Below are 15220 nucleotides of genomic sequence, written 5' to 3'. Positions count from 1 at the left end.
ACGCCGCCGTGAGTTGAAACGGCTCCACGGCATACCGCTTCCCGTTGCGGCCGCGCGGCGTGCGCCAGCGCGTGTCCGTCGGTATTCGAATCAGGCACCGCACTTTCTTCCTCCTTCATACCCATCTTTCGAGCGCGCACTGGCTCCCACCGGGCGAGCGCGTCGTCGAATGCCGCGCATTTCTGTTCCCACGGCGCGCCGCTGCGGTCGAGCCACTCGTGACAGGCCGCACAGCCCGGCACCGTGAACCAATGCTTCGCCTTCAGCGCGCCGCCCTTCCCGTGCTTCGATTGATTCGAATGGCAGTCGACGACGGTGGGATCCGCCCAATCCGTCCACGGGCACTTCACGTTCAGGTAGCAGGGCTCACCACGGCACGCCGCCAGATACTTCGAGCCTTCGGCGACCTTCGGCTTCTTCACGCGCGCCTTCAGCTTCGAGCGACGCAGCGAGGTCGCGCGGTCCGCCGTCTTGAACGGCGATCGCTTCATCGGCGTCTTGCTCACGAGCGGCTTCGTCCGCTTCATTTCTCGACCACCGCGTAAATCAGGCCAATCACCAAGCAGACGATCGCCATACTCATGCCGAAATCCGTCGAGCAGTGCGGCGTCATCAAGACGGCACCCATCAGCCCATAAAACTGATAGCTCTTCATTGATCGCATCCCTTGCCGATCGCGCCCGAGTCGCCCGGCGCCGTGAACTGTTGCCAATGGATCCAGCCCTGCTCCGGGCAGTGAAAGCCCCAATGCCGATAGCGTGGGCCGGTGACGAAGATCGTCCAGCACTCGCCGTGTGTGAGCTCGATGCGGTGTGCGAAAGTGCCAAACAGGCGCAGCTTCCACTGGCCCGCGGTGCGCTCGGTGCGCACGTTGATGCCGCCCGGCGCGATCGTGTGCTCGGTGTACGTGCCGCGCAGTAGGATCGACAGATTCGACCAAGGGTGATCGTGCAGCGCCCGGTCGTCGTCGCTTCGCATGAAGCGATGCAGATAGACGTTGAAGAATCGGTTGCGCGGGATGACCCACCAGCGCAGCAGATACGGGTCGTCGTGCCCGCCGATAACGACATCCGGCGCGCGGCGCGTGATGCGCGAGATAATCCATTCGCCGATTTTCATGCTGCGACGCCTCCCAAGCTGCACATGGCGTGGATGCCGGCGACTAACGCGGCGACGTGCGGCGAAGCTGGTGCCGCGCGCTCGGTACGGCATTGCTCAAACTCAGACGAAGACGGGAAGGCTTTCCCAGTCCAGCGGTACATGACCGGCGGATGTCCGCCATGAACGTGGTAGCCCTTGCCGACCCGCTCGATGTACCCCTGCGCTTCGAGCGTCACGAAGACGTTCTTCAGGATGTCGCGCGAGATTTGCAGATCCTCCACGACGGCGCGCAGCGTCGAATGCCGCCGCCGCTTCAGTGCCTCAAGCACCAGGCGCTGATTCAGCGGCATGACCTTGTGCGTCTTTTTCATCGGCGCGCGCACGCTCAGGTCCTGCCTCGCGTAGTTCTCGTTGCATCGCATCACTTAACCTCCACGATCGTCAGCCCGCGCGCCGCCATCAGATGGCGCTTGATGCGGTATCCCTCGGTTACGCGGCCTTTCACGTCTTCAATGACCGTCTCGCCGCCCTTCTCGTACACAAAATCCGCCACGTACCGCAGCGCCGGCCGCTTTCGTCCAGCGATCACCACAGGCTCAGCCAGGACGAACGGCACCTGTAGCTCCAACTCGCTGATCTCGCCTCGCACCTGCATCTGCATCAACTCGTGCCAGCGCTTCATCTCGCGTTTGCTGTCGAACTTGATGCCGCCGCTCTCACACTTCTCGTTGCGGTACTTCGCTGGCTTCTTCTTCGAGGCCGGAACCTTCGGCGCCATCGCGAACGGGTCATAGCCGGAAGCAATGTCGTCGAACTCACTCGTCGGCTGCTGGCCTGTGCGTCGCATCAGCTCGCGCCGTGCGAAGTCCGGCCCGACCGTGCGGTCCTCGCGCACGCGCGCCGTGCCGACATGCGTCGTTCCTTCCGGGTAATGGAGGGCTGCGGAGCGCTTCACTGTTCCTCCTGCTTCGCAATTGCGGCACGCACGCGCACGGCGATCGCAGGCACCGGCTCTTCGTCGTCGAATGCGATGCCCATTTCCTTCGCCTTGGCCTTGATACCGCTCGCGGACTTATCCCAGTCGCCCACATGCACGCGCGTTCCGTCCGGATTGCGCTTGATCGCCATGCGGCCGCGCACGTCGCCGTAGCCTTTCGGGCTGATGAGGTAGTCGAAGCCCGCGTGCGGCGGCAGTTCGACCTTGTCGCGCACGGCCGGGAAGTAGCGCTTCCACGCCTCCGGATCCGCGGCGAGCTTTCCAAGGAACGCGCGGATTGCGCCGGCCCGCGCCTCGACGAATGCAGCCTCGTCCACTGTGCCGACTCGCTCCCCGAGCGCCTCGTTGAAGGCTCGGATCACGGCAAGTTCGGCATCGCTGTAAGCGCTCTGGATCTCGTCCATCCATCCGCCGTCGTTCAGCCACGTGGCCGCGTGCGGCTGGTACTGCGGGGTTCGCCACTGCTCCGAAGTCTTGGCCCGCTCCAGACCTTTCATCAGGTCGTTGAAGAGCTGCTCGTCCGGATTGACCTTGGCAAAGGCCTTCTCTGCTGCTTTCTTCGATCGCTTACGCGGGTATGCCGCCCAGAAAATCTCAAAGCGTTCGCGAAGCGAGCGCGAAAGGGTTTCTTTTGGAGTTGTCTTTTGGTCTTTTCTTTTGGAGTTGTCTTTTGTGGTTCTGGATTCCATAACCGTAGAGTTCTGACTTTCAGAACCTTCCGTTACGGATTCCATAACCTTAGGGTTCTGGTTTTCAGAACCCCACGACGGAAGAATGACCCGGACATCCTGCGCCCACTTCGAATAGACCTTGTTCAGCGAGAGCACGCGAGCGTGCCGTCCCTCATCCGCAAGCAGCACGCGCATCTCGACGAGCTGCGAGACGGCCAGGGAGGCCTGCGGCTTCTTCATACCCGTGCGCGCCATGATTTGGCTGAGCGCGAGCTGATCGGACTGCTTGTTGAAACCGTACGTCATGCGCCAGACGGTCAGGATGACCTTGTACTGGTTCTGGCTGAACGGCGCGAGCGTGATTGCCTCGAGCAGTTCGTTTGCGATGCGCGTGTAGCCTTGCTCGAGCTGCGGCGAGCGGTACTCCGGCATGTGGATGACGTCAGCGAGTGCCATTTCACGCAGCCTCGGCGCCGTATTTACGCTGCAGGAACACTTGACCGCGGCCCGTCACGAGCGTCTTGAACGTCGGGTGCGGCTCCTTTGCCTCATCGATCCACACGCTTTCGATGACGCGGAAATAGCCGCGATCTTTGTAGATCTGATACGGCAGGTTGTCCGCCATCAGGATGTGGTCGGCGCGAAGGCGCGCGAAGAAGCGATTCCGGCCGATGCCGAGAACCGCCGACATATGCGCAATCGAGATCGCGTCGTTCGTGTCGCGGATGGCATGCGCGAATTCGACAGCCGGCGCTTGTTCCGCAACCTTCTGCTCGAGCGCGATGACGCGCTCCGTGTACTGAAGCAGCGCGCCGCGCAGGAATGCCGGGTCATCCAGATTGACGGCCGGTTGCGCCGCGCGCGATTCGAGCTCTTGCCAACGATCGACGAGGCGCGCGGTGAACTCCGGCGAGAGCTGGGCGACGATCACATAGCTATCGCGCTTGCCGACTCGGTACTCTGCCGCGCGCCGACCGAGGCTGTCGAGGTATTCCCCCAACGGGGGAAGAGCGATCACGCCGCGCGCGGCAAGCCGCTCGATCGACTGCTTGACCTTGTCGTGGCGTGACTCGACCAACTCGGCAATTTCGCGGCTCGACATCGTCGGAGCGCCGGGCGTCGTCAGATCGTTCATGGATGACTCACAGGTCGTTGTCGTGGCCACACGGCAAGCTGCCGTCAGCCAATTGGCGAGCACCGCAGCCGATGCAGATCTTCGGCGCGGCATTCAACGTGGTCGATTGATCGGTCGTCATCGGGCCGATGAAGAAGCGGCCGGTATGAAGCAGATCCACGCCGCCGAGCGACGGCTGAAGATCGCGCGCGCTCATGGCTTCACCTTCGAAGCCTTGGCCGCCCGGGAACAGTCAGCGTTGAAGGTTGCGAATTCGCGCGAAAGACCGACGCGAACGGCAGCGAGTTCGCCGGGAAAGCGCTCGCCGCGCGCCGCAACCGCACACATGGCGTCGCGGATCTGCTTCTGCTGCGCAGCCGGCAGTTCCGGCGGCAGCTCCGGCGCAAAGAGAACCGGATTCGAGTTGTTTTGCATGGGATCTCCCGCCGGCATGCCGGTCAGTAGTACTAAATCGGAACAGAAGAAGCCTGGCGCCCAAGCTGCTTGTGTATCGACTCATCCATGCAGGTGTCGGCCTCGTAGCCGACGAACTCCGTCAGTTGTCTGACGTTTTATTCCCCGCGCCGCCCAACGTGGGCCACTTCAAACGCGGCTACTTCCGGGTGCATCGGTCCATATGCAGAGCGCAGGACGTGATACCCGAGGTATTTCTGAGTTGAAACGCCCAGACTCGCCGCCAAAGCAGCCAACTCCCCAGCTTCAGGAATCGGAAGTTCAACGAGAAGGCCGGTTTTTGCTTCATTCATGCCGTTACAGCACTCCCAACCTGGGACGCCGCGACACTGACGCCCAAAAGATTCGCTGGCAAAGTGCCAATCGTGCCGAACAGAAAAAGCTTGGCAATTCGAGCAAGCGCAGCGGAATCGTGATCGATCCCATGCAGAGCCTTGTAGGCCTGCAATCCCTCGTAGACGGGGTCTTCGAGGCGGGTCTTTACTTCATTTCGAAACTCGGCGCGACGCGACATAGAACCTCCCTAACAAAAAGAAAAAGTTGAACGATGACCATCTTTACCGCGGGTGAGACCAACCTCCTTTTCCACAACCTAGATTTCGGCTGTCCGAGAAACACGCAATATCTCGAACCCTCGATAGTCCGGGCGAAGCTTCTCGCATGTGATGCGTTCGTCTTTCAGCGCGTCCTCTATGAACGGACAGGCCTCGACCGGAGCACGCTTGTCCCGGTTTATCCACTGCCAGACGGCCTGCGTGCTGCTGCCGATACGGCGCGCAAAATCAGCCTGGCTGTCGCACAGAGAAACGGCGAGCTTCAGGGTGTCGAGGGCGAGGTTTTGGGCGGCGGTATCCATAGCCGCCATCATAAACCTTTGTTTAAAGATTTGCAAACTCTTGTTTATGGCGCATGAACACAATTGTTTATACGATGTGCCCCATGAGTCTGGGAAAGAACGTCAAGCACCTTAGGGCCTTAGCTGACATCGCACTGGAGCCCTTGGCGGAAGCCCTGGGCTTGGAGCGCGCTGCCGGCCGCCAAAAAATTTATGCGCTCGAAAAACGCGAGAGCCGCAAGTCGGACATTGCCTCCGACCTCGCCAGATTCTTCGGCCTCCCAGTCGAGCGCCTCCTCTCGGAAGACCTGACCCACCTAACGCGCGACGAGTGGCTGGCGATCCGCAGCGCATATCATCATTCCAATCCGCCGAATAACGGGCAGAATCCAGCCCAGATCGAGCAATCGCCGACACAAGCCCGGGCGGATCATTCCCGAACAGAACTTGGGCGGACAGAAGCTCTTCAACGCGTGCAGGCTGCGGGCAATTCCCTCAGACTTTCCGCGACGGAGATAGCCAAGGCCGCGAACGTCGATCTAGCGGTCGCCGAGAGGTGGCTGCGAGGCGAAGGTGATCCGCCAACCTTGGAGCAGGCGGTTGCCCTCCAGAACAAGTTCGGAATCAACGCTGTCTGGCTGACGAAGGGAAAGGGAGATCCGGGTGTTACTGTTCGGTTCGCGGACGAGTATCAGCCGATCCCCATAACGAATTGGAAGGCAATACCTGTGGTTGGCATGGCACAACTTGGAGATAACGGCTACTGGGCCGACCTGGAATATCCGGTCGGTCACGGGGAAGGTTACGTTAATTTCCCGACGAACGACCCCGACGCCTACGCGCTTCGCTGTGAAGGCGACTCGATGCGCCCTCGCATCAAGGCTGGGGAGTTCGTCGTCGTTGAGCCTAACCATGAGATCGAGCCTGGCGACGAGGTGCTCGTAAAGTCCATCGACGGTCGAGTGATGGTCAAGGAGTTCCTGTATCGCCGCTCAGGGCGGACGCACCTCATCTCCACAAATGACGCCCACCCTCCAGTGGCCTTCACGGACGAAGAAATCGAGAAGATGCATTACGTGGCCGGCATCGCGAAACGTGCAATGTGGCGCCCCGACTGACAGCCTCTTCGTGGGCTGCCGTACCGAGCGGCAGGTCGTTGAGGGGGAATGACGACGTTCGCGACCGCTTCAGCCGTCAAATCAACATCGTGAGCGCTGCCCGGATCGAATCGATTGCTGACGCGTCGCTTCCGTCAGCAGTAGAAAAACTAAAAGAGATGCCAGACCTAGCCGCTGCGGAAGCTGAGAAGTTGATCGCCATCGCAAAAGTGTTAAATGGCAACCTCGAGTTGACTCCGAGGAAAAACCACGTCGGCTATCTCATAGCCTCTGCACGTGTCGAAGACGAATTTGGCGCAACGATTCCCGGGATGACCGTGGAACTTGAAGCCAAAGCTCCGCTGCTTATAGACGCGTGTCGGAACACTGTCTCTGTTTTCGTCTTGCGAAAAGCGGTTAAGTGGCGCGTTCACCAGATTGAAATTCAACCGGTCGGCAAACGAACGCACAATGAACCCGGGAACACCATCTACGGCCCCCACGAACATCGGGGCGACAAGGCACAGGGTTTGCAAGGGTACAACGTGTCATGCGACACAAGCCTAAGTGACCTTTTTGCGATACTCTGTGAGCGTTCGAATATCTGTTTCAGCGGACGCATTATTCTGCCATGACTATCGATTGCAGCTGGCTACGCCAAACCTTCTCGTACGACTGCCGCCCCGTGAAAACGGTGAATGGCGACGCCGCGCTTGAGATCGGCACACCGTTCAGCTTCTCGGACGGCTCGGCAATTGTCTTCTACGTCGTTGAACATGGTGCCCACTCGGTGCTGAGCGACAACGGTGACACCCTATATCACCTGAGTACCGTCGGGCTTGACCCGTTCAACTGGAGGCGAGCGTCCCTTATCAGGAACACCATTGCCCCGTACGGGATGTCGCTCGAGGCAAATGGCGAAATCCGAGCGTTGGCCGGGGCTGGTGAGGCACAACACAAGATCGCATCGTACATCGCAGGACTTCTCGCGATTGCAGCGCAGGAACTGGCTTGGCGGGGGGTGCCGGAAACTGTCAACAATTTTGCTGATGACGTCGAGCAATACCTGCGTGCATGGCGGCCAGCGGCAACGATCGTCCGGCATCCTAAGGTCAAGGGTATTTCCGCACACGACTACACTTTCGCGTTCCTGTGGGGAGACGAACTTGTCGACGTTGTTACACCGAGTCATCAGGCAACAGGAAGTCTGATGCGTAAGTTAGGCGATGTATTGAGCGCGCCGGGCGAACCTCCAAAGATTCGCGTGGTCATCGATGATCGTCACGACTTTGAACGAGCCGAGACTGAGAAGCAGATCATTGGCTCCATGGCGAGCGCCATGCTCTTTACGAGTCTGGTTCAGGCAGCGGGACGTCCGACTGTGCATTAAGCAATCGAAATGCGGCATCCGCTGACCCGCTTCGGCGGGTCTTTCCTTTTCAGCTATCGCGCCGCCAAGAAAACACCGCCGGCTCGTCGGCCGCCACGCGTTTAGCATTCAGTGCACGCTGCTCGTCTCGGATCTCTTCCATGAGTTCGATTCGATCCGGGATCCTCCAATACCACAGAACGCCCTCGCGCACCCAGAGCAAGAACTCCCGAAGCGCCAAGAGCAGCACAGCGAATAGCCCGACGCCGACGGCGATCCAGATAGCTGTCCACATATCCCCCTCCCGTGTTTCGTCTGATTGTATCGGGACGCCCGCGACACTCAGAAAGCGCTGAACCGCGTTGTTACAAATTTCTTTGGCTCCGCATAAACATTTGTTTTGACATTGGCTAAACGTATGTTTATGCTTCATCCCATGCGCTCAACGAAGCGCTCCGGGGATAAACCGGGAGCCCTGATCTCAGGGCACTGGGAAGCGATCAGTGTCTTGTACTCAGGGCTTCCTGTCCGGCAAGTGGACAGGAGATAGCACGTGAGCTGGCTGGCAAGCGATCTACTCGAACTGAAGCGTCTTGCGCAAGGTGGCGCCGGCGCGCTCATCGAACATCTCCTGCGTGAATACGCACTCAACATCATCGCCCCGGGCGTCGCCGACGTTCGGGCCGGCGGATAAGGACAGGAAGATGGAACGCGTTCTCAACGACAACGCGATGCTCCGCGACATCACGCGGCTGCAGGACGTCGAGAAGATCTACAAAGCGGTCGGCGTTGCCGGTCTGTACGGTGTCGCGATCGGCGCAGTGTGGTTCCTGTGCGTCGCCTTCCGCGCCGGGGTGTTGGCGTGAAGCTCTGGCAGATCTGGGGCATCACGTTTCTGGTCGCAGCGGCTTATCTCGCGATCTGTGCGGAGATCGACGACCGCGCCGCTCGCATCGAACGCTGCACAGTCGTCCACTGCGCATAACGCGATCCCGTAAAGGCTCACCATGAACACGTATCAGATAGTAGTCCTTCTGTTTGTCGTGACGATGGTTGCGGCGATCGCGCTTGTGAGCGGTGCCGATGCCAGCGCAAAACGCCGACTCGCAGAGCTTGAGCAGCAAAAGAAGCGCATCAACTGGCCGTCCACGCACTGAATACCTCGCCCAGCGGTTGAACGGGCATTCTGAAGGCCTTAGGGCCAAAAGTGAAAAGAGAAGACACCATGCCGAACCACGTAACGAACAAGATCAAAGCTCCGAGCCATGTCATCGCTGCGCTCGTCAATGAGAAGGGAAACGTCGACTTCGGGCGCGTCATCGCCTTCACCGGAGAGTTTCCGTGGGACGGCGTGAACATGGCCGCTGAAAATCTCGCCGAAGTCGTCACGGGAAAGCCGCTCAGCGATCACCCGTTGCTCGCTTCACTGGAAGCCGCAAATCGAGCCGAGACGAAGGTTCAAAACCTGAGTGACGAGTCGTTCGAGCAGTTCGTGCAGATGCTTCGCAATTTCCGCAAGTGCGGCGTCTTCCACGGCATGGCCTTCGCCCGCCAGCAATGGGGCACGAAGTGGAATGCCTACGAATGCGTTGTCGACGTCGCGGCGGGCACGGCGCAGTTCGACACCGCGTGGAGCTGCCCTGAACCTGTTCTGACGAAGCTTTCGAGCCAATTCCCTGACGACCAGATCGAGGTCACTTTCGCCGACGAGGACATCGGCAGCAACTGCGGCACGTTCACCTTGAAGGCTGGATCCGTCATCAGCTCGGACATCGCACCGTCGTGGCGCGACATGACCGACGAGCAGAAGGCGAAGTGGCGTGCGTTCGCATGCGACGTCAAGGGCTGGAATCCGTCCGACGACGAAGACTGATTTTCCACGAACCGCGTGCCGGCGCGTAATCCGGCTGCCGGCTTATTGGCGGGGCGGACGACTAAGTGATCTTCACCGAGAGCGACCATCGGCATCGGCGCCTAGCGAGGCGAAGCGCCTAAAGTCGGCGCACCGAATTCTAATTGTCGAATTCGTGCCGGCCATTATTTTGTGGGTCGCGATTGTAACGATCAATTGAATGTTGCCTTGCAAAGCTCGGACGTCGGCTTCTAACGAACCGTCAGAACCGAAAATATCAGCGAGGCATTCGCTTGTCACTTGGATTCGATATGTCTTGTTGGCAAGTCGTTGATTGAAGAAGAGATCGCCGTCCAAGCGCAACACGGGTAGCTGAGGTTTTCCGTTCATGAAAGGAACGTCCTAGGTTAGTTATGCAGACTGTGCACGAAACTTACGCAAAACGTTCGAGCAGTCATCAAGCCCTGCTATGCGGAGAGACCGACGGATTCGAGAGCGCAGAACAGAAAATCGCCTTGTGCCGGTTACCGTCTGAACAATCTAGCGCGCCGACGAGCGTAGACGGAGCCCCGTTCATAGGCATCCTGTTCGGTAGGAAATCTGATCTCACTGTCATGACGAGCCTCGGTGACTTTAGGACCGGTCAGGTCGATGTCAACGACTGTAAAGGCGAAGCCGCCCGCCAGCAGCGGATGTACCACGACGTGGTACTCATGATTTCCGACCTTGATCAAGCGTGTCATGGCGATTCCAGCAGTAGGTATGACAACGGAAAACTGATTGTGCGCTTCTTAAGAGGCGGAAGCCGAGAGATTGCAGAGCCGAGTGGCATTTAGGAGTCGAAAACCGAAAATGAGGCAAGCGTGAGCGAAAAAAACTTGTGGATGCTCCGCATCCAAGGCCCAGACGACATCATCGCGGCACCGTCCAAAGAGGAAGCCGACAAAGTGGCGGCGGCGTTCAATAAGTTCTGGGGCGACTATCTGACGAAGCAACGCGCGCAGTCCGTCGCCGAAGGCAAGAATCCCGACCACTGGCCGACCGTCACCGCGGCCGTCGTCGAATGGGACAGCACGCCGAAGCAGCACGCGTCGAATAGGAAGCGCTACTGGCCGGACTATGCGGAGTACCTGAAATTTGCGGCGGAAACGGGAAAGCCGTAATAAGCGGCTCTCTATTTCAGCACTCGTCGCCCCTGCTTCCGAGCGTAGGCCGAGCCGCCAGCGTATGCAGCATCTTCACTTTCATATCGAAGGGAGCTTTCGAAGTGGATCCGATCAACCTGAGGCCTCGTTCGATCGATTTCAACGCAAGCGTAGCTGAATCCTCCGCCCACCAGCGGTTCAACCAACACGTGAAAGTCCAGTGTTCCGATTCTCAACAGTCGCGACATGCTCAACTCCGGAAAGATGATTCATCTGGTGCTGCATCGGCACTTCCATCGTTGACGCAACCATCGATGTACCTCTTCGCTTGCCGTTCGGCATATTTGAATCCCGCTTCGGGCGTAAGGAAATTAAGTTGCTCGGGCAGGCTTATGACAGGCGTTGCGAGAGGGTTCGAGGAAAGGATCGACCACGAGACAGCGTATCGAACCTGTTGGCCATCCAGTGACGGTGATTTGCTTGTGACGACGCGAACGTCGATGGTGTACCCGCGATATGGCACACACGATAGGTTTTCCATGCTTGCTCCTACACACCAGGAGCGGCATGCCAGACCACTATACGCGCTATATGAGATTCCCGTCGTTAAATCGCTTGGACGCCCTAATGACCCGCCTACTCCCCACCTTCCGCGCGCTGCTGGACGCACTCGAATCGATCGGGCTCGCTCGGAAGCCGACGACACAGCAAATCCAAAGGCTCTGCGAGCGATTCGTGGAGATGGTCGCGGAGATCGTCGGTATGCGCGTCGAGATCAGGATTGGCAACGCAGTTATTTGGAGGTCGCCATGCAGCGACGCTTTTGGACAGGTGAACAAATCGCGCAGTTGACGAATGGCTATCCCGACAGGGAAACCTCGGCACTCGCGCGCGAGATCGGCCGGCCACTCGAATCTGTGTATCGCAAAGCTGCCGAGCTGGGCCTGAAGAAGTCGCCCGCCTACATGGCTTCAGATCTGAGCGGGCGTATCGCGCGCGGCCGCACGGATGCGCGAATGGTTGCGACGCAGTTCAAAAAGGGGCGGCAGTCATGGAACAAGGGAGTCAAGGGCATCTGCGGCACGCATGAGAACTGCCGCCGCACGCAGTTCAAGAAAGGCTCGATGAGCGGCGCAGCGCAGCACAACTATGTACCGATCGGATCCGAGCGCCTCAGCAAGGACGGCTACCTCGAACGAAAGGTGACCGACGATCATCCGGTGCCGGCGCGGCGCTGGGTCGGCGTGCACTGTCTTGTCTGGGAAGCCGCGCACGGCCCAATTCCTCCAGGCCACGTCGTCTGCTTTCTGCCCGGTCGTCGCACCGCCGATGCGGAGTACATCACGCTCGACGCACTCGAACTCGTCAGCCGCGCCGAGCTCGCGCGGCGCAACCATCCTGTAACGCGAGATCCCGAGCTGGCCAAGCTGGTTCAACTGAAAGGCGCAATCACTCGTCAGATCAACCGCATCGCCCGCGAGGCGAAGGAGAAACAGTCATGAGCAACAACATCAGCACAGTCCGTCAGCACCTGCTGGACACCCTCGCGGATCTGCGAAATCGCGAAAACCCCATGGAAGTCGAGCGCGCCCGCGCAGTCGCCGATGTCGCGCGCGTCCTGGTCGACAGCGCGAAGGTCGAGGTCGATTTCATCAAGGCGTCCGGCGCAACCGGCTCGGATTTCATGCTGCCCGACGATGAGGAAAAGCAGCCGCAACTCCCGAGCGGCATCACCGGCATTCGTCGCCACCAGATCAAATGAAGCCGCGCGCCCTGCTCGACCGCGCCGCAGCGATCCTTGAGCGCGAAGCTGAAGGGATCCGCGCCGCGCACGGCACGTTCGGACGCTGGGACGACTGCCGCGAAGCGAAGCGCGACCACGACGAGATGCTGCGCATCGCCGCGCAGCTTCGACAGGCTGAAGCGTTCGACGCCGCCCACCCGCCATATTGAGACACATCATGACCAATCAAAATCCGATGCGCGAAGGCTTCGAGCAGCAGCGCAAAGCCGGGATGAACGTCGACTGGTTCACTTGGCAGATTGCATGGCACGACGCACTGTTCACGCAATGCGACATCCCACCCTCCGCGAGCATCGCCGACACAGCGGGGGCGAAGGCGACCGACATGCAGAAAGACCTGTGGAGCCTTGTCCAAGAAGCGCGCCAGTGGGAAGCGGCATATCGCGATAGCGGCACGCTTTACGAGTCGCTCGACAGCTACAAGAGCGCCGTCGAATTGAGCATCCGGCATATCGTCAATCGATACGCCGCCCCTCCCGCGCCTTCGGTAGCCGATGCGGCGGGGGCGAGTGCCACGATGGAATTCATGCCGGTAGGCAGCAACGAGCACATGGTCGTGCGCGGAATGCCTGAAGTCATCGACGCGCTGAAAGAGCGACTCACGCACGACTACCGACTTGCAGCAGGCGCGAGTGAAGGGCAGGCGAAGCCGGTGGCGTGGCGAGTTGACGACAGCAACCCAGCCCTCTGCGCAATCGTTGAGGCCGCATGGGAAAAGCACAAGGGATCACGTTCGACATTCTTCTATCTGGACTTTGCAGAGGAAGTGCTAAACGCCGCTCCCATCGCCCCGAGCGCTGACACATCGAGCGAGGCGCTTACCGTCTGGTATGGCTCGATGCCGGAGAGCAACGGCAAGACGAATTGGACGGCCATTCTGCATCGTGGTGACATCAGCGAAGGCATCACGATCGACAGGTCCGAGTATCCCGACCGCGTTCGATACGAAGCCGACCGTATGCGCTGGATGATTGGCGAGTTGGACAAGGAGCCATGGATTCTCGACTACGACGCGGACAAGCACAGCGGTTATGTCGCCCCGAGCGCTGACAGCCGGGATGCGGAACGGCAGGCGTGCCACAAGTGCGGCCTCCCAATAAGCGTGAATCCGCATCCTGAAGCGGGAAAGCCGCCGCACTATCTCGAAGTCGGATGCCCGAAAGAGTGCATTCCTTGCCTGTCGAAGAGCCGCCATAGTTGGGCGCAGCGGGCGATGAAAGATGCGCGCGACGCCGAGCGCTATCGGTGGCTTCGCGATCACTTCGAGGATGTCTATGCCTGTGATGCCGATGGCGAATCGCTTGTTCAGGTAAAGGCGTTTGGACTCGTTGGCGAAAGCGCGGACACGCTCAACACCGCCATTGATCGCGCCATCGCCGCGCAGAGATGCGCAGACGGGAAGGAGAAACAGGGATGAGCCAGTTCAAAGCAAGCATCGGCCGCGACGTGCCGAAAGCCGGCGATACGCGCGTCGTGTTCTCGATTCGAACCGCGCGCGGCATCCGCATGGAACTCGACGGAACATTCACCGAGGACGTCGTACTCGCCGCATGGAAAGCGATGCACGAGGACATGGCTAAGCGCGCGTCGAGCGTGGCGAGCAAAGAGGGAGGCGCCTGATGGCGGTCTACGTCGACGACATGAAAGCCGCGTACGGCCGCATGGTGATGTGCCACATGCTGGCGGATTCCAGCGCCGAGCTTATGGCAATGGCCGACAGAATCGGCGTCGCGCGGAAGTGGATTCAGAAAGCGGGCACGTATCACGAGCACTTCGACATTGCGCTGTCGAAGCGTGCGCTCGCAGTTGCCGCGGGCGCGCTCGAGATCGATCGCCAAGGCGTTGCGGCAATCCTCAAACGCAAACGCTTGGAGATTGCCGCACGTGTGCCCGTCACCGAAGGTTGATCAGGAATGCGCCAGCGCCATCAGATCGGGCAGCTTCCAGTTCGGCGCCTTTTCAGCCAGCTTGTGAACGAAGGCACGCCAGTACACGTCGCCGTGCTCTTTGCTGTCGTCATCGTAGTGGCCAAATTGTTTGAGAACGTCTGCCATCGCAACAGCGTCGGCGGACTCGAGAAGGGTTTGGGCTTGGATTTTGTTCATGCCCGCGTTATCGGCAGCAACAGACAAAACTTTAGGCATTGAAATGAAGCAGCGAACTGATCAATCCATGCGCGTAACGCGCCTAGCTCTAGAGCCATCCGAGCGCCTCTCGGCGGCGGTAGCCACTCGATCGAATGTTCGGCACGGGCATCGGTTCGGCGTCTCCACGCAGACAGGAAGGCAAGTTTCGCCCATGCAAACGCGTCGGCGCCGACGTTCTCCTCTCGAAGCCCGGTGTATGCACAGAAGTATTCGAAATCCTCTTGCCCTGTGTGCCCTAGTTCGTTACGCAGCGGTAGCGCGCTCGCAACGAGCTCGAGCAGATCGTGAGGGTTTCCGTAGCACATGGATGCCTCCTTCGACGGTGACAACACTTGAGCAACGAGCGGGCCTAGCTGTGATCTGGAACAGAACTGAAGAATTGTTGCGCGTCACGCGCGAAGCATGGGGGATCTAATGAAAGTCAGACTGGATGAATGGATCAAGCGTCACTTCGAGCCAGCGCCGGCTATACGAACCGCGCGCCTCTGGATCCGAGACGGGAAAATATACCCGCCGCCCATCAAGGTAGGTCGTTCGTACTATGTCGAAGACAACGCGACGTACCAGGACAGAAGCATCCGCCCGAGTCTCGCTCAACGCATTGCACGCTAAAC

General features: G+C 59.6%; 29 protein-coding genes and 1 pseudogene. 16 read left to right on the top strand and 14 right to left on the bottom strand.

What is annotated here, in order from left to right; genetic code table 11:
• Positions 1-119: 119 nt before the first annotated feature.
• From NCT05_RS17575 to NCT05_RS17530, 11 genes and pseudogenes are all read right to left on the bottom strand, one after another.
• Positions 120-527 (bottom strand): annotated as a pseudogene (locus NCT05_RS17575) (hypothetical protein); the annotation flags it as partial.
• The gene (locus tag NCT05_RS36800) at positions 524-655 is read right to left on the bottom strand and encodes a hypothetical protein (protein ID WP_284507552.1); all 132 of its coding nucleotides are present in this window, start codon (positions 653-655) and stop codon (positions 524-526) included. The gene NCT05_RS36800 and the pseudogene NCT05_RS17575, both read right to left, overlap by 4 nt.
• Positions 652-1119 carry a hypothetical protein gene (locus tag NCT05_RS17570; protein WP_250497217.1) on the bottom strand — a complete coding sequence of 156 codons (468 nt, stop codon included), beginning with the start codon at positions 1117-1119 and terminating at the stop codon, positions 652-654. The genes NCT05_RS36800 and NCT05_RS17570 overlap by 4 nt, the downstream gene beginning before the upstream one ends.
• Positions 1116-1523: a hypothetical protein gene (locus NCT05_RS17565; protein ID WP_250502810.1), complete on the bottom strand. Its 408-nt coding sequence runs from the start codon at positions 1521-1523 to the stop codon at positions 1116-1118. Before NCT05_RS17565 ends, NCT05_RS17570 begins: the two co-directional genes overlap by 4 nt.
• The gene (locus NCT05_RS17560) at positions 1523-2056 is read right to left on the bottom strand and encodes a DUF1064 domain-containing protein (RefSeq protein WP_250502808.1); all 534 of its coding nucleotides are present in this window, start codon (positions 2054-2056) and stop codon (positions 1523-1525) included. Before NCT05_RS17560 ends, NCT05_RS17565 begins: the two co-directional genes overlap by 1 nt.
• A complete protein-coding gene (locus NCT05_RS17555; RefSeq protein WP_250502807.1) occupies positions 2053-3225 on the bottom strand; it encodes a replication protein in 1173 nt (390 codons plus the stop codon). Before NCT05_RS17555 ends, NCT05_RS17560 begins: the two co-directional genes overlap by 4 nt.
• Before the next feature lies 1 nt (position 3226).
• On the bottom strand, positions 3227-3904 hold the full coding sequence (locus tag NCT05_RS17550) for a phage antirepressor KilAC domain-containing protein (protein WP_250502805.1): 678 nt from the start codon (positions 3902-3904) through the stop codon (positions 3227-3229).
• A 7-nt stretch (positions 3905-3911) separates the two neighbouring features.
• Entirely contained in the window at positions 3912-4100 is a 189-nt protein-coding gene (locus tag NCT05_RS17545) for a hypothetical protein (RefSeq protein WP_250502804.1), read from the bottom strand.
• Complete coding sequence (locus tag NCT05_RS17540) at positions 4097-4318, bottom strand: hypothetical protein (protein WP_250502803.1); 222 nt, start codon at positions 4316-4318, stop codon at positions 4097-4099. Before NCT05_RS17540 ends, NCT05_RS17545 begins: the two co-directional genes overlap by 4 nt.
• 328 nt (positions 4319-4646) lie before the next feature.
• On the bottom strand, positions 4647-4871 hold the full coding sequence (locus tag NCT05_RS17535; RefSeq protein ID WP_061163914.1) for a hypothetical protein: 225 nt from the start codon (positions 4869-4871) through the stop codon (positions 4647-4649).
• A gap of 78 nt (positions 4872-4949) precedes the next feature.
• Positions 4950-5213: a transcriptional regulator gene (locus NCT05_RS17530; RefSeq protein ID WP_250497210.1), complete on the bottom strand. Its 264-nt coding sequence runs from the start codon at positions 5211-5213 to the stop codon at positions 4950-4952.
• Between the two features lie 83 nt (positions 5214-5296).
• Between NCT05_RS17530 and NCT05_RS17525 the strand changes: the two genes are divergently transcribed.
• Genes NCT05_RS17525 through NCT05_RS17515 form a run of 3 tightly spaced genes read left to right on the top strand, consistent with a single transcriptional unit; the run spans position 5297 to position 7679 of the window.
• Positions 5297-6310 (top strand): S24 family peptidase, encoded by a 1014-nt coding sequence (locus NCT05_RS17525; protein ID WP_250502802.1) that lies wholly within the window; start codon positions 5297-5299, stop codon positions 6308-6310.
• Positions 6311-6348: 38 nt separating this feature from the next.
• A complete protein-coding gene (locus NCT05_RS17520; protein ID WP_250502801.1) occupies positions 6349-6924 on the top strand; it encodes a hypothetical protein in 576 nt (191 codons plus the stop codon).
• 50 nt (positions 6925-6974) lie between these two features.
• Positions 6975-7679: a DUF1828 domain-containing protein gene (locus NCT05_RS17515; RefSeq protein ID WP_250502800.1), complete on the top strand. Its 705-nt coding sequence runs from the start codon at positions 6975-6977 to the stop codon at positions 7677-7679.
• A 49-nt stretch (positions 7680-7728) separates the two neighbouring features.
• On the opposite strand, the gene NCT05_RS17510 is transcribed toward NCT05_RS17515, so the two are convergent.
• Positions 7729-7953, bottom strand: coding sequence for a hypothetical protein (locus NCT05_RS17510; RefSeq protein ID WP_250502799.1), 225 nt, complete (start codon positions 7951-7953; stop codon positions 7729-7731).
• Between the two features lie 258 nt (positions 7954-8211).
• On the opposite strand from NCT05_RS17510, the gene NCT05_RS17505 reads away from it, so the two are divergent.
• The 5 genes from NCT05_RS17505 (at position 8212) to NCT05_RS17490 (ending at position 9531) form a co-directional block, all read left to right on the top strand.
• Positions 8212-8352: a hypothetical protein gene (locus NCT05_RS17505; protein ID WP_096031377.1), complete on the top strand. Its 141-nt coding sequence runs from the start codon at positions 8212-8214 to the stop codon at positions 8350-8352.
• 10 nt (positions 8353-8362) lie between these two features.
• Positions 8363-8524, top strand: coding sequence for a hypothetical protein (locus NCT05_RS17500; RefSeq protein WP_250502798.1), 162 nt, complete (start codon positions 8363-8365; stop codon positions 8522-8524).
• Positions 8521-8643: a hypothetical protein gene (locus NCT05_RS36795; protein WP_284507550.1), complete on the top strand. Its 123-nt coding sequence runs from the start codon at positions 8521-8523 to the stop codon at positions 8641-8643. Before NCT05_RS17500 ends, NCT05_RS36795 begins: the two co-directional genes overlap by 4 nt.
• A 22-nt stretch (positions 8644-8665) precedes the next feature.
• On the top strand, positions 8666-8815 hold the full coding sequence (locus NCT05_RS17495; RefSeq protein WP_250502797.1) for a hypothetical protein: 150 nt from the start codon (positions 8666-8668) through the stop codon (positions 8813-8815).
• A gap of 68 nt (positions 8816-8883) precedes the next feature.
• Positions 8884-9531: a DUF1281 family ferredoxin-like fold protein gene (locus tag NCT05_RS17490; protein WP_250502796.1), complete on the top strand. Its 648-nt coding sequence runs from the start codon at positions 8884-8886 to the stop codon at positions 9529-9531.
• A 503-nt stretch (positions 9532-10034) separates the two neighbouring features.
• Here the strand turns inward: NCT05_RS17490 and NCT05_RS17485 are convergent.
• Positions 10035-10253: a hypothetical protein gene (locus NCT05_RS17485; RefSeq protein ID WP_250502795.1), complete on the bottom strand. Its 219-nt coding sequence runs from the start codon at positions 10251-10253 to the stop codon at positions 10035-10037.
• Between the two features lie 120 nt (positions 10254-10373).
• Between NCT05_RS17485 and NCT05_RS17480 the strand changes: the two genes are divergently transcribed.
• From NCT05_RS17480 to NCT05_RS17450, 7 genes are all read left to right on the top strand, one after another.
• Positions 10374-10673: a hypothetical protein gene (locus NCT05_RS17480; RefSeq protein ID WP_250502794.1), complete on the top strand. Its 300-nt coding sequence runs from the start codon at positions 10374-10376 to the stop codon at positions 10671-10673.
• Positions 10674-11464: 791 nt separating this feature from the next.
• Positions 11465-12157: an HNH endonuclease signature motif containing protein gene (locus NCT05_RS17475; RefSeq protein WP_250502792.1), complete on the top strand. Its 693-nt coding sequence runs from the start codon at positions 11465-11467 to the stop codon at positions 12155-12157.
• Positions 12154-12417, top strand: a complete 264-nt coding sequence (locus NCT05_RS17470; RefSeq protein ID WP_250459826.1) for a hypothetical protein — start codon at positions 12154-12156, stop codon at positions 12415-12417. Before NCT05_RS17475 ends, NCT05_RS17470 begins: the two co-directional genes overlap by 4 nt.
• Positions 12414-12608 (top strand): hypothetical protein, encoded by a 195-nt coding sequence (locus tag NCT05_RS17465; RefSeq protein WP_250502791.1) that lies wholly within the window; start codon positions 12414-12416, stop codon positions 12606-12608. Before NCT05_RS17470 ends, NCT05_RS17465 begins: the two co-directional genes overlap by 4 nt.
• Positions 12609-12616: 8 nt before the next feature.
• Positions 12617-13876 (top strand): hypothetical protein, encoded by a 1260-nt coding sequence (locus tag NCT05_RS17460; protein WP_250502790.1) that lies wholly within the window; start codon positions 12617-12619, stop codon positions 13874-13876.
• A complete protein-coding gene (locus NCT05_RS17455; RefSeq protein ID WP_250502789.1) occupies positions 13873-14079 on the top strand; it encodes a hypothetical protein in 207 nt (68 codons plus the stop codon). Before NCT05_RS17460 ends, NCT05_RS17455 begins: the two co-directional genes overlap by 4 nt.
• Positions 14079-14366 (top strand): DUF4031 domain-containing protein, encoded by a 288-nt coding sequence (locus NCT05_RS17450; protein ID WP_250502788.1) that lies wholly within the window; start codon positions 14079-14081, stop codon positions 14364-14366. Before NCT05_RS17455 ends, NCT05_RS17450 begins: the two co-directional genes overlap by 1 nt.
• Here the strand turns inward: NCT05_RS17450 and NCT05_RS17445 are convergent, their stop codons facing one another.
• Positions 14367-14564 (bottom strand): hypothetical protein, encoded by a 198-nt coding sequence (locus NCT05_RS17445; protein WP_250502787.1) that lies wholly within the window; start codon positions 14562-14564, stop codon positions 14367-14369.
• 444 nt (positions 14565-15008) lie between these two features.
• Between NCT05_RS17445 and NCT05_RS17440 the strand changes: the two genes are divergently transcribed.
• Positions 15009-15218 carry an excisionase gene (locus tag NCT05_RS17440; protein ID WP_350030091.1) on the top strand — a complete coding sequence of 70 codons (210 nt, stop codon included), beginning with the start codon at positions 15009-15011 and terminating at the stop codon, positions 15216-15218.
• The last annotated feature ends 2 nt before the right edge of the window (positions 15219-15220 follow it).

The organism is Caballeronia sp. AZ7_KS35 (genome assembly GCF_023631045.1).
GTDB classification, from domain to species: domain Bacteria; phylum Pseudomonadota; class Gammaproteobacteria; order Burkholderiales; family Burkholderiaceae; genus Caballeronia; species Caballeronia zhejiangensis.
The sequence above is the reverse complement of the archived record's forward strand: the minus strand, read 5'-3'. Positions and strand labels throughout refer to the sequence as shown.

Coding starts and splice junctions, on each gene's coding strand:
- NCT05_RS36800 (WP_284507552.1), bottom strand. CDS start 655: ATGAAGAGCTATCAGTTTTATGGGCTGATGGGTGCCGTCTTGATGACG.
- NCT05_RS17450 (WP_250502788.1), top strand. CDS start 14,079: ATGGCGGTCTACGTCGACGACATGAAAGCCGCGTACGGCCGCATGGTG.
- NCT05_RS17475 (WP_250502792.1), top strand. CDS start 11,465: ATGCAGCGACGCTTTTGGACAGGTGAACAAATCGCGCAGTTGACGAAT.
- NCT05_RS17555 (WP_250502807.1), bottom strand. CDS start 3,225: ATGGCACTCGCTGACGTCATCCACATGCCGGAGTACCGCTCGCCGCAG.
- NCT05_RS17570 (WP_250497217.1), bottom strand. CDS start 1,119: ATGAAAATCGGCGAATGGATTATCTCGCGCATCACGCGCCGCGCGCCG.
- NCT05_RS17485 (WP_250502795.1), bottom strand. CDS start 10,253: ATGACACGCTTGATCAAGGTCGGAAATCATGAGTACCACGTCGTGGTA.
- NCT05_RS17525 (WP_250502802.1), top strand. CDS start 5,297: ATGAGTCTGGGAAAGAACGTCAAGCACCTTAGGGCCTTAGCTGACATC.
- NCT05_RS17490 (WP_250502796.1), top strand. CDS start 8,884: ATGCCGAACCACGTAACGAACAAGATCAAAGCTCCGAGCCATGTCATC.
- NCT05_RS17545 (WP_250502804.1), bottom strand. CDS start 4,100: ATGAGCGCGCGCGATCTTCAGCCGTCGCTCGGCGGCGTGGATCTGCTT.
- NCT05_RS17550 (WP_250502805.1), bottom strand. CDS start 3,904: ATGAACGATCTGACGACGCCCGGCGCTCCGACGATGTCGAGCCGCGAA.
- NCT05_RS17500 (WP_250502798.1), top strand. CDS start 8,363: ATGGAACGCGTTCTCAACGACAACGCGATGCTCCGCGACATCACGCGG.
- NCT05_RS17530 (WP_250497210.1), bottom strand. CDS start 5,213: ATGGATACCGCCGCCCAAAACCTCGCCCTCGACACCCTGAAGCTCGCC.
- NCT05_RS17495 (WP_250502797.1), top strand. CDS start 8,666: ATGAACACGTATCAGATAGTAGTCCTTCTGTTTGTCGTGACGATGGTT.
- NCT05_RS17460 (WP_250502790.1), top strand. CDS start 12,617: ATGACCAATCAAAATCCGATGCGCGAAGGCTTCGAGCAGCAGCGCAAA.
- NCT05_RS17470 (WP_250459826.1), top strand. CDS start 12,154: ATGAGCAACAACATCAGCACAGTCCGTCAGCACCTGCTGGACACCCTC.
- NCT05_RS17510 (WP_250502799.1), bottom strand. CDS start 7,953: ATGTGGACAGCTATCTGGATCGCCGTCGGCGTCGGGCTATTCGCTGTG.
- NCT05_RS17455 (WP_250502789.1), top strand. CDS start 13,873: ATGAGCCAGTTCAAAGCAAGCATCGGCCGCGACGTGCCGAAAGCCGGC.
- NCT05_RS17445 (WP_250502787.1), bottom strand. CDS start 14,564: ATGAACAAAATCCAAGCCCAAACCCTTCTCGAGTCCGCCGACGCTGTT.
- NCT05_RS17465 (WP_250502791.1), top strand. CDS start 12,414: ATGAAGCCGCGCGCCCTGCTCGACCGCGCCGCAGCGATCCTTGAGCGC.
- NCT05_RS17565 (WP_250502810.1), bottom strand. CDS start 1,523: ATGCGATGCAACGAGAACTACGCGAGGCAGGACCTGAGCGTGCGCGCG.
- NCT05_RS17440 (WP_350030091.1), top strand. CDS start 15,009: ATGGGGGATCTAATGAAAGTCAGACTGGATGAATGGATCAAGCGTCAC.
- NCT05_RS17535 (WP_061163914.1), bottom strand. CDS start 4,871: ATGTCGCGTCGCGCCGAGTTTCGAAATGAAGTAAAGACCCGCCTCGAA.
- NCT05_RS17540 (WP_250502803.1), bottom strand. CDS start 4,318: ATGCAAAACAACTCGAATCCGGTTCTCTTTGCGCCGGAGCTGCCGCCG.